General features: G+C 64.2%; 14 protein-coding genes. 8 read left to right on the top strand and 6 right to left on the bottom strand.

Annotated elements, in window-relative coordinates:
• Positions 1-449 precede the first annotated feature (449 nt).
• Complete coding sequence (gene nirK, locus AAFG50_RS08600) at positions 450-1544, top strand: copper-containing nitrite reductase (RefSeq protein WP_028173042.1); 1095 nt, start codon at positions 450-452, stop codon at positions 1542-1544.
• Positions 1545-1597: 53 nt separating this feature from the next.
• Entirely contained in the window at positions 1598-2476 is an 879-nt protein-coding gene (locus AAFG50_RS08595) for an SUMF1/EgtB/PvdO family nonheme iron enzyme (protein WP_028173041.1), read from the top strand.
• A 95-nt stretch (positions 2477-2571) separates the two neighbouring features.
• On the opposite strand, the gene AAFG50_RS08590 is transcribed toward AAFG50_RS08595, so the two are convergent.
• From AAFG50_RS08590 to AAFG50_RS08580, 3 genes are read right to left on the bottom strand one after another with little or no spacing between them, the layout of a single operon-like run.
• A complete protein-coding gene (locus AAFG50_RS08590; RefSeq protein WP_028173040.1) occupies positions 2572-3207 on the bottom strand; it encodes a GNAT family N-acetyltransferase in 636 nt (211 codons plus the stop codon).
• Positions 3208-3229: 22 nt separating this feature from the next.
• A complete protein-coding gene (locus AAFG50_RS08585) occupies positions 3230-3880 on the bottom strand; it encodes a 3-oxoacid CoA-transferase subunit B (RefSeq protein ID WP_011089829.1) in 651 nt (216 codons plus the stop codon).
• A 16-nt stretch (positions 3881-3896) separates the two neighbouring features.
• Positions 3897-4604 (bottom strand): CoA transferase subunit A, encoded by a 708-nt coding sequence (locus AAFG50_RS08580; protein WP_011089830.1) that lies wholly within the window; start codon positions 4602-4604, stop codon positions 3897-3899.
• 303 nt (positions 4605-4907) lie between these two features.
• On the opposite strand from AAFG50_RS08580, the gene AAFG50_RS08575 reads away from it, so the two are divergent.
• Positions 4908-6836, top strand: a complete 1929-nt coding sequence (locus AAFG50_RS08575; protein ID WP_028173039.1) for an AsmA family protein — start codon at positions 4908-4910, stop codon at positions 6834-6836.
• Positions 6837-6862: 26 nt separating this feature from the next.
• Here the strand turns inward: AAFG50_RS08575 and dctA are convergent, their stop codons facing one another.
• Together dctA and AAFG50_RS08565 are read right to left on the bottom strand one after the other, a co-directional pair.
• The gene (gene dctA / locus AAFG50_RS08570; protein ID WP_122975527.1) at positions 6863-8242 is read right to left on the bottom strand and encodes a C4-dicarboxylate transporter DctA; all 1380 of its coding nucleotides are present in this window, start codon (positions 8240-8242) and stop codon (positions 6863-6865) included.
• A 54-nt stretch (positions 8243-8296) separates the two neighbouring features.
• Positions 8297-9370 (bottom strand): 4-oxalomesaconate tautomerase, encoded by a 1074-nt coding sequence (locus AAFG50_RS08565; protein WP_028173037.1) that lies wholly within the window; start codon positions 9368-9370, stop codon positions 8297-8299.
• A 104-nt stretch (positions 9371-9474) separates the two neighbouring features.
• Here AAFG50_RS08565 and AAFG50_RS08560 point away from each other — a divergent pair, with 104 nt between their 5' ends.
• The 5 genes from AAFG50_RS08560 to AAFG50_RS08540 all read left to right on the top strand — a co-directional run bounded on the left by AAFG50_RS08560 (position 9475) and on the right by AAFG50_RS08540 (position 15165).
• Positions 9475-10446 carry a LysR family transcriptional regulator gene (locus AAFG50_RS08560; RefSeq protein WP_028173036.1) on the top strand — a complete coding sequence of 324 codons (972 nt, stop codon included), beginning with the start codon at positions 9475-9477 and terminating at the stop codon, positions 10444-10446.
• A 412-nt stretch (positions 10447-10858) separates the two neighbouring features.
• Positions 10859-12244 (top strand): ABC transporter substrate-binding protein, encoded by a 1386-nt coding sequence (locus AAFG50_RS08555; protein ID WP_011089836.1) that lies wholly within the window; start codon positions 10859-10861, stop codon positions 12242-12244.
• A 95-nt stretch (positions 12245-12339) separates the two neighbouring features.
• Entirely contained in the window at positions 12340-13212 is an 873-nt protein-coding gene (locus AAFG50_RS08550) for a sugar ABC transporter permease (protein ID WP_028173035.1), read from the top strand.
• Positions 13209-14060: a carbohydrate ABC transporter permease gene (locus AAFG50_RS08545; protein WP_011089838.1), complete on the top strand. Its 852-nt coding sequence runs from the start codon at positions 13209-13211 to the stop codon at positions 14058-14060. The genes AAFG50_RS08550 and AAFG50_RS08545 overlap by 4 nt, the downstream gene beginning before the upstream one ends.
• 64 nt (positions 14061-14124) lie before the next feature.
• Positions 14125-15165: a hypothetical protein gene (locus AAFG50_RS08540; protein ID WP_231166637.1), complete on the top strand. Its 1041-nt coding sequence runs from the start codon at positions 14125-14127 to the stop codon at positions 15163-15165.
• On the opposite strand, the gene AAFG50_RS08535 is transcribed toward AAFG50_RS08540, so the two are convergent.
• Positions 15098-15910 carry an ABC transporter permease subunit gene (locus AAFG50_RS08535; protein ID WP_028173033.1) on the bottom strand — a complete coding sequence of 271 codons (813 nt, stop codon included), beginning with the start codon at positions 15908-15910 and terminating at the stop codon, positions 15098-15100. The two genes, AAFG50_RS08540 and AAFG50_RS08535, sit on opposite strands and share 68 nt — an antisense overlap.

Genomic DNA, 15910 nt, shown 5'->3' with positions numbered 1-15910 from the left:
CCGACGAAAGTTTCTTCACCCATCTTCATGCCGAGAAGGCCATGGCGAACGTCACGGTCTCGCCCGGTCGTGCCGGTCCGGTCGAGATCGCAATCCAGCTCGAAGATGCGAACGAGTTGCCGCTGAGCGCCGACGCCGTTGCGGTCACGCTCGGCAACCCCGAGCACGGCGTGGCGCCGATGACGGCAAACGCCGAACGCGTCGGCAACGATCAGTGGAGAGTCAGGATGTCGGCGCCGCTGTCTGGCCGATGGTCGCTGGGCCTCGACATCCGCATCACGCCGTCGGACGCGGTCAACGTGGTGTCGCCGATCCTGCTCCGTTGAAGGATCTAAGTACTGTTGCGGAGGCGAATCCGGCGAAAGCTTGTTGCAGCGCAAACACTCTTGCCGTAACAGGCGCACACTGCATCCCGTCATCAAAACCATTTCAGATGAAGGATGCTTCCGATGTTCACCCGCAGAGCCGCATTGATCAGCGCCGCCGCGACCGCCCTGATGCTGGCGACACCCGCGCTGGCCGCCGACGATCTCAAACTGCCGCGCCAGAAAGTGGAGCTGGTGGCCCCGCCGTTCGTGCATGCGCACGAGCAGGCGACCAAGCAGGGCCCCAAGATCGTGGAGTTCAAGCTCACGATCGAGGAGAAGAAGGTAGTCATCGACGAGAAGGGTACCACTTTCCAGGCGATGACCTTCAACGGCTCGATGCCGGGCCCGCTGATGGTGGTGCATGAAGGCGACTACGTCGAAACGACGCTGGTCAATCCCGCGACCAACACCATGCCGCACAACATCGACTTTCACTCCGCGACCGGCGCGCTCGGCGGCGGCGCGCTCACCCTGATCAATCCCGGCGAGCAGGTCGTGCTGCGCTGGAAGGCGACCAAGACCGGCGTGTTCGTCTATCACTGCGCGCCGGGCGGCCCGATGATCCCCTGGCACGTCGTCTCCGGCATGAACGGCGCCGTGATGGTGCTGCCGCGCGACGGACTGAACGACGGCAAGGGCCACGCGCTGAAATACGACAAGGTCTACTATGTCGGCGAGCAGGACATGTACGTGCCGCGCGACGAGAAGGGCAATTTCAAGTCCTATGACTCGCCGGGCGAAGCCTTCACCGACACCGAAGAGGTGATGAAGAAGCTGATCCCATCCCATGTCGTGTTCAACGGCAAGGTCGGCGCGCTTACCGGCAAGAATGCGCTCACCGCCAATGTCGGCGAGAACGTGCTCATCGTGCACTCGCAGGCCAATCGCGACAGCCGCCCGCATCTGATCGGCGGCCATGGCGACTATGTCTGGGAGACCGGCAAATTCGGCAATGCACCCGAGGTCGGGCTGGAGACCTGGTTCATCCGCGGCGGCTCGGCAGGGGCTGCGATGTACAAGTTCATGCAGCCCGGCATCTACGCCTATGTCACACACAACCTGATCGAGGCCGCCGACCTCGGCGCCACTGCGCACTTCAAGGTCGAAGGCAAGTGGAACGACGATCTGATGACCCAGGTGAAGGCGCCTGCGGAAATCCCGGCCAACACCAACTAGACGCGACAAGGGGCCGGTGGATCACCGGCCCCTTCTTCCTTTCGGGGGACAACATGCTGATCGCATTCAAGCTGAAACTGGTCCTGGCTTGCGCGGCCGGACTCGCAGGACCGATCGCGGTGGCGCCGCTGGTCTCGGACATGGCGGTCCGCGGCACGGCGACGGAGCCCGCGATCGTCAAGATCGCGCCGGGCAATCTGTCCTATCGCGAGGCGGGCGATTTCACGCGGGGCGGGCAGCAGGCGGAAGCGCCGCTGCGCGCGATGCGGTTCACGAGGCCGCTGCACGTCATGCGGCATCAGGTTTCGTCATCCGACTACCAGCTTTGCGTGCAGGACGGCGCTTGCCGCGCTCTCGATCGTGACGTGGCGATCGCCACAGATCGCCCCGCGGTGCAGGTGAGCTGGCACGACGCACAGGCCTATGCGGGCTGGCTCTCGCACCGGACCGGCAAGACGTGGCGCCTGCCGAGCGATGCGGAATGGGCGTTCGCGGCGGGCTCGCGCTTCAAGGACGATGGCGCGCCGGTGGACGCGGACAATCCTTCGAAGCGCTGGATCAGCCGCTATGAGCGGGAATCCGAACGGGACCTTTCCGACACGACGGCCTATGCGTTCGGCAAATTCGGCGCGAACGAGCACGGCATCGAAGATCTCGCCGGCAACGTCTGGGAGTGGACCTCGACCTGCTTCGTGCGCTCGCGGACCGACGCGGCCGGCAATGCCGGCCGGGCGACCGTGAATTGCGGCGTGCGCATCGCGGAAGGCGCCCACCGCGCCTATGTCACCGATTTCATCCGCGACGCCCGCGCTGGCGGCTGCGCGCAGGGCGTGCCGCCCGCCAATCTCGGCTTCCGCCTGGTGCGCGAGGAGCCGTCGTGGGTCGCGAGCGTGTCGGCGCGGTGGAGCAAGACGTGGGCGGCGAGGTCGTAGCCGCCCTCCTGGCGTCATTGCCCGCGAAGGCGGGCAATCCGGTATTCCAGGCCTTCGCGGGGCATGACAGTGTCGAATGCGGAGACCGAGCGCGCTTAAATCGCGCGCGCAAACATGCGAAATCCCGGTGCGCCGATGATCGCCTCGAAAGCGGGATCACGCTTCTCCTCCGCAAGGACAAAGCCGGCCTTGGCGTAGGCGCGTTCAGCGGGCACGTTGCCGATCAGGAACGAGATCGTCGCCCGTCGAAACCCAGCCGCGCGCCCCTGATCCAGCGCGTGCGCGATGAGTGCCTGCACGAGGCCGCGGCCGCCATATGCAGGATCGGTTGCGGCATGTTCGATCATCCAATCGCCCTCGCCGCCTTGAACCCAGCAGCCGCGCGCATAGCCACCGCGCTGGCGGATCGCTTCCAGCTCCGACGCGGTGAGCCCGATCGCGGCTGCGACTTCCTCGATCGCGCGCCAGGCCGCAGGACCGGTGCCGGCCGCTGGCACGGCGCATAGCGCCGCGCCCGGCGCACCATCAATCTCGGCAATCCAATACTGCGAGACATGCCACATCGACACCGCGCGCGTGGCCGCGACGCGCGCGATGAAATCGAGGCATTCCGCTTCCGGCCAGCCGAGCGCGACGTCGAACCCGCCGCGCGGCCGGTAGCCACGCATCGATCGCAGGATGGTTTGTGCGATGAAACCGGCGTCTTCGGGACGCGCAGACCGTATCGTCATGCGCGCCCCCTCTGCGACGACCTTATGTGTTCTTCAGCGCGACGCGGAATTCGGCCTCGGTCTTGGCCTTGACCTCGTCGAGCGAGACGCCGTCGGCGAGCTCGATCAGCGCCATGCCGCCGTCGCCGTGCTTGTCGATGGTGAAGACGGCGAGATCAGTGACGACCATGTCGACCACGCGCTCGCCGGTCAGCGGCAAATTGCACTTCTTCAGGAGCTTCGAGCCGTCCTTGGCGGAATGCTCCATCACAACGACGACGCGCTTGACGCCGGCGACGAGATCCATCGCGCCGCCCATGCCCTTGACCATCTTGCCGGGGATCATCCAGTTGGCGAGATCGCCGTTCTGGGCCACCTGCATGGCGCCGAGGATCGACAGATCCATGTGGCCGCCGCGGATCATGCCGAAGGAATCCGCGCTCGAGAAATACGAGGTCGAGGGCAGCTCGCTCACGGTCTGCTTGCCGGCATTGATGAGGTCGGCATCCACCTCGTCCTCATAGGGGAACGGGCCCATGCCGAGCATGCCGTTCTCGCTCTGGAGGCTGACGTCGACACCATCGGGGATGAAGTTCGAGACCAGCGTCGGGATGCCGATGCCGAGATTGACGTAGTAGCCGTCACGCAGTTCCTTGGCGGCGCGCGCAGCCATCTGTTCACGGGTCCAGGCCATGTGAGTCTCCTGACGCTTAAGCGGCGGTGCGCGGGCGGGTGTTGCGGAATTCGATGCGCTTCTTGGCCGTGCCGACCTCGACGATGCGCTTCACGAAAATGCCGGGCGTGTGGATGTGGTCGGGATTGAGTTCACCGGCCGGAACCAGATGCTCGACCTCGGCCACCGTTATCTTGGCGGCGGTCGCCATCATCGGGTTAAAGTTGCGCGCGGTCTTGCGGTAAATGAGGTTGCCGGCGGTATCGCCCTTCCAGGCGTGCACGATGGCGAGGTCGGCGAACAGGCCGCGCTCCATCAGGTACTTCTCGCCGTCGAACTCCTTCACTTCCTTGCCTTCGGCGATCAGCGTGCCGACGCCGGTCTTGGTGTAGAAGGCCGGGATTCCGGCGCCGCCGGCGCGGATGCGCTCGGCCAGCGTGCCCTGCGGGTTGAATTCGAGTTCCAGCTCACCGGCCAGGAACTGCTGGGCGAACAGCTTGTTCTCGCCGACATAGGACGAGATCATCTTCTTGATCTGCCGGGTTTCCAGGAGGCGGCTGAGCCCGATGCCGTCGACGCCGGCATTGTTGGAGACGACCGTCAGCCCCTTGACGCCGGACTCCCGGATCGCGTCCGACAGCTCCTCGGCGATGCCGCAGAGGCCGAAGCCGCCCGACATGATCATCATGTTGTCTTTCAAAATGCCGTCGAGAGCCGACTTGGCGTCGGGATAGACCTTGTTCATGCAAAAACCTCGACTGAACCTTCGGCTTGCGGGCGTCGCGCCTTATTGGCGGCGATTATTAGGCGAAATCGTCCGAAGCCGTCAATGATACGGGGTTCTCCGCTCCGCGGGGCGGTGGTAGAAGCTGCCCACGCCGTGGGCAGGATCGCCCGCGGCCTTGAAAGCGACAAGAAAACCCATCAAGTTGCGGCACTTAACATAACAGGACTTGTGACGTAACAAGGCTTGGGCGTGGGGCGCGCGGGTTTCCCGGCCCGCCCCTTTGGCTCCAACGACCAACCCGATCAGGACACGCCATTGACCATGGCCCAAGGAATGAAGCGCCTCGGGACGCCGATCGCGGCGCTGCTCGGCGTCGCGCTGATCGCCCTGATCGCGACCTCCTGGCTCATCAACCGCGACGCGCTGCGCAAGGCCGTGGAAGCGCAGATCCGCGACGTCACCGGGCTCGAGCTCAGTGTCGCAGGCCCCATCGACATCTCGGTGCTGCCGGCGAGCTACATCTCCTTCCATGACGTCGGCCTGAAGGGCGGCGGCACCAGCGACCCCGCGCTCCGTGTCGACGTGCTCACCGCCAATCTGCGGCTGCTGCCGCTGCTGCTGCAACGGTTCGAGATCGCCGACCTGACGCTGCTGCGGCCGCGCATCCATGTCAGCCTGAAGCCGGACGGCGAGAGCAACTGGACGCCCTTCATCCAGACCATTGCGCGCACCATGAAGCCCGGCGCCGAAAATCAGGTCTCGTTCTCCGAGATCCGGATCCAGGACGGCGTGCTCAATTACGAGGACGCCGCCACGCACGCCACCGAGCAGTTCGACGACATCGACCTGTCGCTGGCCTGGCCCTCGATCTCGCGCTCCTTCGCCGCGACCGGCCAGTTCGACTGGCGCGGCGAACGCGTCGACGGCTCGATCAGCTTCGCCGACTTCGTCGCCGCCCTCTCCGGCGACCGTTCCGGCGTGAAGGCGCGGATCGCCAGCGCCCCGCTCAAGCTCGCCTTCGACGGCAGCGTCGCCAACCGCACCAGTCCGATGATGGAAGGCACGCTCACGATCGACAGCCCGTCCTTGCGCAACGCGCTGCGCTGGACCGGCCAGCCGCAGCCCGGCAGCGGCGGCTTCGGCCGTTTCGCGCTGAAGGCACGCGCCAATGTCGTCGGCGCCTCGATCGCGCTTACCAACGTCAATGTCGAGCTCGACGGCAACGCCGCCGAGGGCGTCATGACCTACGCCAACAACGGCCGGCAGACGCTCCAGGCGACGCTCGCCGCCGACGCGCTCGACTTCACGCCTTATATCTCGACCTTCCGCCTGCTCGCGAGCGGCGCGCGCGACTGGAACAGGCAGCTGTTCGATCTCAACGGGCTCTCGACCACCGACCTCGACATGCGCCTGTCGGCGGCGCGGCTGACGGTCGGGCCGTCGAAGCTCGGCCGCACCGCGATCGGCGCCAATTTGCGCAACGGCACGCTGGCGCTCTCGGTGGGCGAGGCCCAGGTCTATGGCGGTATCGCCAAGGGCTCGTTCGGCATCGCGCGCGCCGACACCGTCGCCGACATCAAGGCGCAATTCCAGTTCACCGACGTCGACCTCCAGGCCTGCGCCTCCGAACTGTTCGGCCTCAACAAGCTGTCCGGCCGCGGCAACATCAACGTCTCCCTCGTTGCCTCCGGCTCGAGCCCGTTCGGCCTCGTGCAGTCGCTCGACGGCAGCGCCACCGTCACCGGGCATGACGGCGCGATCTCGGGCTTCAATGCCGAACAGCTCCTGAAGCGGCTGGAGCGCCGGCCGCTGTCCGGTGGCGGCAATTTCCGCAACGGCTCGACGCCTTACGACAATCTCACCATCGCGGTGAAATTCTCCGACGGGGTCGCTACCGCCGAGGACATCCGCGTCGAAGGACCGGCGGCGAAGATCACGATGACCGGCACCGCCTCGGTGCCGACGCGCGAATACGACATGAAGGGCGTGGCGAGCCTCAACAGCGCCTCGGGCTTCGAATTGCCCTTCGTGGTGCAGGGCCCCTGGGATGATCCCCTGATCTTTCCCGATCCGGAAAGCCTGATCCGCCGCTCGCCCGCGTCCGCGCCCCTGCTCGACATGCTCAAGGACCGCAAGGCGGGCGACGCCGTGCGCTCCGCGATCGAGCGCATCACCGGCACCGCCAAGCGTCCCGCCCCGGCAGACTCGCCGACGGCGGAGAACGCCAAGGAAAACGCCAAGTCCAACTAGAGTGATCGGCGTCGCTCTCTTCGGGTTCAAGCGGCCGATTGCGTCGTCGAAATCCAGCTCTCGTTCTCCTGCACCACGGTTGCTCCGCCGATCGCCGTCCCCGCCCCGACCTCGCGCGTGACGCTCTGCCCCAGTTCACGGGCCAATACTTCGCGATCACAGGCATCCTCCCACAGCGAAATGGTGATGGCCGCGACACAGTTGCTGATCATGCTGGTCAGCGCCCGCGCTTCCGACATGAAGCGGTCGATGCCGACGAGCAGCGCCACGCCGGTCACGGGCAGATCCGGCATGACGGAGAGGGTCGCGACAAGCGCAACGAAGCCGCTGCCGGTGACACCTGCCGCCCCTTTGGACGTCAGCAGCATCAGGCCGAGCATCGCCGCGATCTGCCCCCACGACAGATGAATGTCGCAGGCTTGCGCGATGAAGATGGACGCCAGGGTGAGGTAAATGGCGCTGCCGTCCAGATTGAAGGAATAGCCCAACGGCAACACGAGCCCTGACACGCCTTTCCGGCATCCGAGCTGCTCCAGCTTGCGCAGCGCGCCCGGCAGCGCCGGCTCCGACGACGACGTGCCGAGCACGATCAGCAGCTCTTCTTTGAAGTAGCGGATCGTCTTCCACAGGCTGAAGCCGTTCAGCCGCGCCAGCGTCCCAAGCACGACGACCACGAAGACAGAGCAGGCGATATAGAAGGTCAGAATCAGCAGTCCGAGCGAGCCGATCGATCGGATGCCGTAGCGCCCCACGGTGAACGCCATGGCCCCAAAGGCACCGAGCGGAGCGAGCTTCATGATGAAGCCGAAGGACACAAACAGCACTTGTGAGAACGACTCGACCGCTTTCGTCACCACAACGCCGCCATCGCCGGCACGGCTCAGGCCAAAGGCGATCAGGATGGAGACGAGCAACACCGGCAGCACTTCGCCATCGGCGAACGCTCCAAAGAAGGAGTGCGGGATGATGTGCAGCATGAAGTCCGCAAATCCGGTCGCACCTGCCTGCTTGGTAAATTTCGCGGCCACCGACGGATCCAGCGTATTGACGGACACATGCATGCCAACGCCCGGCTGGATCTGTGACATGGCGATCAGCCCGGCCAGCAACGCGAGCACGGTCAGCAGGTAGAACAGCGCCATGGATTTCACCAGCGCGCGGCCGACCTCGCGGGAATCGCTGATGCTGTTGATGCCACTCACGATGGTGCAGAATACGATCGGCGCGATCATCATCTTGACCAGCTTGACGAAGCCGTCGCCAAAGGGCTTCAGCGCGGCGCCGAATTCGGGCCAGAAATGGCCCGTGAAGACACCCAGCATGAGACCGATCAGCACCTGGACGTAGAGAATCCGGTAGAACGGCTTTCGCGGCTCGCTGCTCGCGGACCCAGCCGGCGCTCGCATCTGCATTCTCGTTTCTCCCTTGTGTTATTCTTGAGGTTTAAAAGCAGCCCGGCTTCAGGCCGCCAGCACCAAATGAGGCACGTGCGATCGACGGGCGAAGACGTGGCCCTCGAAGATTCGCCGGGCCGTCCGCAGCACCCGGGCAACCGGGCCGGGCTCCAGCCGAACCACGAGCTGGCCGGAGGGATGGGCGAGGGTGATCGGCACCGGCGGCGCCAATGGTCCGACCATCTCTGCCGCGATCGTCCCGGGCGTGACGCATGCCGTCGCGATCGCGACAGCGCCGGTCACCGCCAGCGCGTTATGGCAGTCATGCGGCATGAAATACCTGGTGCTCAACGTCGCCTCGCCTCCGCGCGCAATCAGAACCGGCTTCGGAATCACCATTGTCGCGGAATTTGGAAAGCCCATCCGGCATCCGGCCTCGATGCGCAAAGTTTCGAGGCGCGCGCGAAAGCCTCCGTCGGCGAAGTCCGAGGGAGCCTCACGGCCGGTCCACCCCAGATCCGCCGCGCGGACCAGCATAACGGGCATCGCCGCGTCGATGCAGGTCACATCGATCCCTTCGATGCGATCGACCGGTCGTCCGGTGGGCAGGAGACGACCAGTGCTTGCGCCGGCCGCGTCGGGGAACGACAGCTCGATCGGCGCGGCCGTTCCCGGTACGCCGTCGATCCGCGCCTCGCCGTCGTAAGTCACTCGCCCTGCGGGGGTCGGAACGGTCGCGTCAATCAGCTTGCCGGTGTTAACATTGTGGATCCGCACATGGGTGCGATCCGCGGCGGCGGCGACCAGGCCGGCTTCGATTGCGAATGGCCCCACCCCCGCGAGCATGTTTCCGCAGTTCGGGGAGGTATCGACGATGCCTTCACGAACACGCACCTGGGCGAACAGGTAGTCGACATCGGCGCCTGGCACCGATGCCGGTCCAACGATCGCGACCTTGTTGATAACGGCATTGCCGCCGCCGATCCCGTCGATTCCAAGATCGTGCCCCCCTCCCATCACAGATAGCAGGATCGCGTCGCGCAGTTTGGGGTCGGCCGGAAGATCGCGGGCCAGGAAGAACGGCCCGCGCGAGGTGCCCCCGCGCATGACCACACAGGGAATGGCAATCTGATCGTTCATGGAGCTGTTCCGTTCGCGACAACTTCGCTCGATCCGGAGCATCCCTCGACAGAACTCTTTTGTGAAATGCAAATATCTGATGTATTATTCCGATTATCGATACAATGGAGCTTGCCATGAACGCAGAACTTCTCGACCTCAAGGCGTTCATCACCGTGGCGGAGACGGGAAGCTTCGTGCGCACCGCCAGGGCGCTGAACCTGTCGCAGCCGGCGCTGAGCCGACGCATTCAGAAGCTGGAAGAAAGCCTCGGTGCGCCGCTGCTCGAACGCTCGACGCGTCACGTCAATCTCACCATGACCGGCCGTGATTTCCTGCCGAAGGTGCGCCGCCTCATCGACGAGTTCGAGACCTCGGTGCTCGCCATCCACGATATCGGCGCGCGAAGTTCGGGCCTGGTCTCGGTGGCTGCGGTGCCGACAGCGGTGTTCTATTTCCTGCCGCGTGCGATCGGCCGGTTTGCCGAAACGTATCCACGCATTCGCATCCGGATTCTGGACATCGGTGCCAATGAAGGATTGGAAGCGGTCGCGCGCGGAGAAGCCGACTTCGGCATCAATTTCATCGGTGCTTCGCATGCCGAGATCGAATTCGAGAAACTGGTTGAGGACCCCTTCGTCCTGGCCTGCCGTCATGACCATCCGTTGGCATCGCGCAAACGGGTCAACTGGTCAGAGATTGTGTCACACCGGGTCATCACCGTCGGTCGCAACAGCGGCAATCGCGCGCTGATCGACAATGCGCTCGCGCGACACGGCCTGCAGCTGAACTGGTCCTATGAGGTCGCTCACCTCTCCGGTTCGCTTGGCCTCGTCGAAGCGGGACTCGGCATCGCGGTGCTGCCGAAGCTTGCGACGCCCGCCGCCGGTCACCCCATCATTCACACCGTTCGATTGATCGAGCCGGAGGTGTCGCGGACGATCGGAATCGTGCGCAGGCACGGGACCACACTATCTCCTCACGCGAGCCAGTTTCTCAAGATGCTTCTCGAGGCGTGGCACACGCCTTCCGGGACGCGCGGGCAAGACAAGCCGAAGCCCCGATCCGCTCAGGCAAACTCGATTCGGCGGGCCTGAAGAGGAAACGCTAATAGGTCGGCAGCGCAGCGCTGCAAGACCGTTCCCCTGTCGAACCGGAAGTTCCTCGGATCAGCCCCGCCGTGTTTTCAGAGGCATTTTGCGTCCTCCGGCCGCAGCACCATAGTGTGGCCAGCCGACTGCGTTGCGTTCAGTCCTCATACCGCTTACAAGGCCGGGCTTCGCCAGTCGCGAGCAGGTACGGATGCACATGGTCAGGCGATCAGAACGCAGAACCCGAATTGATTGCCGCTAATTGATGCGGCGATTGGATCGATGCGCACGTTAATCATCTCCACAGGCGCCGTCCCCACGACCTAGGTCTGACAACATGCCGCTAGATCGGCTGACGGCCATGCGCTAGTGTTTTATACGACCGGTTAAAAACACCGGCCGTTTGAGGGAGAAAAACGTGAGATCCAAGGTTATTGGCGCAGTCACACTGGCGGTCGCTGCGGCCGGGCTGTTCGCAGCCGCTGCACCCGCATTTGCGCAGCAGAAGACGATTACGGTCTGGTGGGGCAAGGGCTTCTACCGCTCCGAAGACGACGCGCTGATCGAGACGATCAAGAAGTTCGAAGCCAAGACCGGCATCAAGGTCGAATTGTCGCAGTACGCGATTCAGGACATGATTCCGAAGACGGTCGCCGCGCTCGATGCCGGCACCGTGCCCGATGTTGCCTATTCCGACTCTTATGACGTGCAGGCGCAGGGCAAGTGGGCCTATGAGGGCAAGCTCGAGGACCTCACCGATGTCATGGAGCCGATCAAGGATCGGTTCGTGCAGAACACGCTGGATGCGTCGATCCTCTATAACGACGTCACCAAGAAGAAGGCCTATTACGGCTTCCCGCTGAAGCAGCAGAGCATGCACGTCCAGATCTGGAACGACATGCTGGAGAAGGCCGGCTTCAAGCTCGCCGACATCCCGACCGACTGGGAAGGCTACTGGTCGTTCTGGTGCGACAAGGTGCAGCCGGGGATCCGCAAGGCCACCGGCCAGCGCATCTACGCCGTCGGCCAGCCGATGGGCGTGGAGTCCACCGACGCCTTCCAGTCGTTCTACACCTTCATGGACGCCTACCACGTCAAGCTGGTCGACGACGACGGCAAGCTGCTCGTCGACGATCCCAAGGTCCGCGAGAACCTGATCAAGGCGATGAAGGACTACACCGACACCTACATCAAGGGCTGCACCCCGCCCTCGTCCACGACCTGGAAGGATCCGGACAACAACGTCGCCTTCCACAACAAGACCATCGTGATGACCCACAACTTCACGATCTCGATCGCGGCGAAGTGGTACGAGGACTCCCAGAACCAGGCGCTCACGCCCGAGCAGCGCGAGGCCGGCAAGAAGGCCTATGAGCAGGACATCGTCACGGCGTCCTTCCCGAAGGCGCCTGACGGGTCGACCATCCGCTACCGCTCCGACGTCAAGACCGGGCTGGTCTTCACCGCGGCCAAGAACAAGGCCGAGGCCAAGCAGTTCATCAGCTTCCTGCTCCAGGAAGACAACGTCCGTCCCTATATCGAGGGCGCGCTCGGCCGCTGGTTCCCGGTGACCAAGGAAAGCCAGGCCAGCCCGTTCTGGCAGGCCGACAAGCACCGCAAGGCGGTCTACGCCCAGTTCACCGGCGGCACCGCCGCGTTCGACTTCACCAAGAACTGGAAGTTCACGATCCTCAACAACGAGAACGTGTGGGCCAAGGCGATGAACCGGGTCGTCAGCGAGAAGGTCCCGGTCGACAAGGCCGTCGACGAACTGATCGCCCGCATCAAGCAGGTCGCGGGTTAATTCATCCTTTCCCTCTCCCCGCTTTGCGGGGAGAGGTATAAGAACAACACCGGCCGCGTTTCGCGGCCGGCAACTCTTTGAAGAGTCCGAAAAGAATGGCGATCACGCTCTCTGGCGATCAGGCAATCCCCGCGCCGCCCTTGTCGTCGCGGCTGACCCCGGCGCAGGTCTGGGGCATCGCGCTGCTCGCGCCCTATCTGCTGGTTTTCCTCGCCTTCGTCGTCTATCCCGTCTGCTACGGGCTGTGGCTGGCGCGGGCGCCGGCGAACTATGTCGCGCTCTACAACGACCCGATCTTCGCGCGCGCCGCGGTCAACACGCTGATCTTCCTGGTCATCGGCATCAACACCAAGATGCTGATCGCGCTGTTCCTGTCCGGCTTCTTCGCCCAGCAGCGCACCTGGATCAAATGGCTCTCGGTGATCTTCATCCTGCCCTGGGCGGTGCCGTCGATCCCGACCATCCTGTCCGTGCGCTTCATGCTCAATCCCGAATGGGGCGTGATCAACCACCTCATCTTCTCGTTCACCGGTGACGACGGCCCGAACTGGCTGAACGACCCGACGGTGGCGCTGACCATGGCGATCGGCGTCCACATCTGGAAGTCGCTGCCGTTCTGGACGCTGATCCTGATCACCGGACGCCTTGCGATACCGCACGATCTGTTCGAGGCCGCCGAGGTGGATGGCGCGAGCTGGTGGCAGAAGTTCCGCTTCATCACCTGGCCGTCGATGCAGACGCTCTACATCACCTGCACGCTGCTCTCGATGATCTGGACACTCGGCGATTTCAACAGCGTCTACCTCCTCACCGGCGGTGGCCCGGCCGACCTCACGCATGTGCTGGCGACGCTCGGCATCCGCTATCTCCGGCTCGACCAGCTCTCGCTGGCAATGGCATCGATCGTCTGTGCGATGCCGTTCGTCCTGCCGCTCGTGTACTTCATGATGAAACGGTTGTCGCGATGAAGCTTCCCTCCTTACGCGAAGTCGCGACCGAAGCGCGGTTGCTGCTGATCGGCATTCCCGTCTTCATCTGGACGATGGTGCCGATCTATCACATGTTCCTGTTCGCGATCTCCCCGAAGGAGGACGCGTTCTCGGGCAAGCTCTGGCCCGACCATCCGACGCTGCACAACTTCGAGATCGTGTTCAAGCAGCAGCACTACTTCCTGCGCGACTTCTATGTGCAGTTCTGGAACTCGCTGGTGATCGCGGCGTCGGTCGGCGTGCTGACGCTGTTCATCGCCACCGCCGCCGCGTTCTCGATCTCGCGGCTGCGGGTGCCCGGGGGGCGCATCGTGATGAACCTGGCGCTCTTCACCTATTTCATCCCCGCGGCGTTCCTCGCCGTTCCGATGTACCGCACCATGGGTAATTACGGCCTCCTGAACAATCACTGGTCGCTGATCCTGGCCATGGTGACGATCGCCAGCCCTTACGCGATCTGGGTGCTGAAGCAGGCCTCCGACAAGCTGCCGGTCGAGCTGGATGAAGCCGCCGTGATGGACGGCGCGACGACGCTCCAGATCTTCCGGCTGGTCTATCTGCCGCTGATGATGCCCTCACTGGTCGCGATCGGCACCTATGCGGTGCTGCTGGCCTGGAACGAATATCTCTACGCGTTCCTGCTGCTCTCCAACGACCGCGAGATCACGCTGCCCGTCGCGCTCGGCAACTTCCTCGCCGCCGACGATTCGCCGTGGGAGCTGTTGATGACCACCGGCTTCATCTACGCGCTGCCACCGGCCGCGATCTACTACGCCTTCCGCCGCTACATGGTCGGCGGGCTCACCGCGGGTGCAGTGAAGTCCTGACGCGACAGGACGCATCCGGTCGCCGCAAGCAGTGCGTTCGAGCGACAACGTGGACAATTGAAGATTGTCCACGCCTGCTCTAACCTCGAAGCCCTGTCACGGGCTCGTCATCATGCGCGGCAACGACGCGATCCATCTCGGCCTGATGCTGCTCGCGCTCGCGGCAGCCTATCTGGTGCCGTTCGAGCTGTTGCTGCTGGCCTATGTCGTGCTCGGCCCGGCGCATTATTTCACCGAGATATCCTGGCTGCATGACCGCAGCTACTATCTGCCTCACCGCGGGATTGCCGTAGCCCTGGCAATCGTCGCCGTGGTCGCGGCGCTGATCGACAACGCCTCGTGGTTCGGCTTCGCGATGTGGGGCGCGCTGATCGTCTGCGCCATGCTGGCGGCGACCACATCCGCGGTCGAGAGCATGCTGCTGTTCATGGCGGCGATCGCCCTGTCCGCGATCATGTATTCGAGCGGATCGTCGCTCGCCGTGATCGGCATCCTGATCCCGACGCTCGTTCACGTCTCGCTGTTCACGCTGATCTTCATGGTGCTCGGCGCCTATCGGTCCGGCAGCCGCGTGCAGGCCACGCTGGTGGTCGTCTACCTCGCCGCAATTGCCACGATCCTGCTGCTGCCGCAGACCGCCGAAATCCGGATCGCGAGCTTTGCCCGGGTCGGCCAGGATTATTTCGGCAATGTCGGCCCGGCTCTCGGCCGGCTGTTCGGTGTGCCCGGCCTCGTCCTAGACACCAGGCTGACCAGCCTGCTCGCCTTCGTCTACACCTATCACTACCTCAACTGGTTCATCAAAGCCGACGTGATCCGCTGGACCGAGGTGCCGAAGGCCCGGCTGGCAGCGATGGCCGCCGCCAGCGCTGCATCCACCGCGCTTTATTTCTACGACTATGCGTTCGGCTTCACCTTCCTGCTGGCGCTGAGCCTGATCCACATCCTGCTCGAGTTTCCGCTCGACAGCCTCGCGCTGCGCCAGCTCGGCGCCGCAATACAAGGCTCGGCGCGTGGATGGCACGCTGCACGAACGGCTACAGCGGCGCCGCGCGCTCGCCCTGCGAGCTCGACAGCTTCGAAGCGAGCGAAGCAATCACGATGACGACCGCGATCAGGCCGATCACCAGCGTGCAGATCGCGTTGATCTCGGGCTTCACGCCAAGGCGCACCTCGGAATAGATCCGGATCGGCAAGGTGGCCGAGCCCGGACCGGTGGTGAAGCTCGCGATCACGAGATCATCGAGCGACAGCGTGAAGGCCAGCATCCAGCCGGCGACGATCGCGGGCGCGATCAACGGCAGCGTGACGGCCGCGAACGCGCGCACCGGATTGCAGCCGAGGTCCATCGCCGCCTCTTCCAGCGAGCGGTCCAGCGAGCCGAGGCGGGACTGCACGACCACGGCGACGAAGCACATCGTCAGCGTGGTATGGGCGATCGTCACCGTCCAGAAGCCGCGCTCGGCGTTCAGCGCGACGAACAAGAGCAGCAGCGACAGTCCGGTGATCACCTCCGGCATCACCAGCGGCGCATAGAGCATGCCGGAGAACAGTGTCCGGCCGCGGAACCTCTCGCCGCGCGACAGCGCCACTGCGGCGAGCGTGCCGAGCAGCGTGGCGATGCTCGCCGAGGAGACCGCGACCCGCAGGCTCATCCAGGCCGCCTCGATCATCGCGCGGTCATTGAAGAACTCGTGATACCAGCGCAGCGACCAGCCGCCCCACACCGTCACCAGCCGCGAGGCGTTGAAGGAATAGATGACGAGAATGAGGATCGGCAGATAGAGGAACGCCAGCCCCAGCGCGAGCGAGGCGATATTGAAGCGGGACAGGCGAGAGACCTTGCGCAT

The sequence above is a fragment of the Bradyrhizobium sp. B039 genome (genome assembly GCF_038965675.1).
Lineage (GTDB): Bacteria > Pseudomonadota > Alphaproteobacteria > Rhizobiales > Xanthobacteraceae > Bradyrhizobium > Bradyrhizobium diazoefficiens.
Note: the sequence above shows the minus strand (reverse complement) of the source record. Positions and strands in the feature narration are given on the sequence as shown.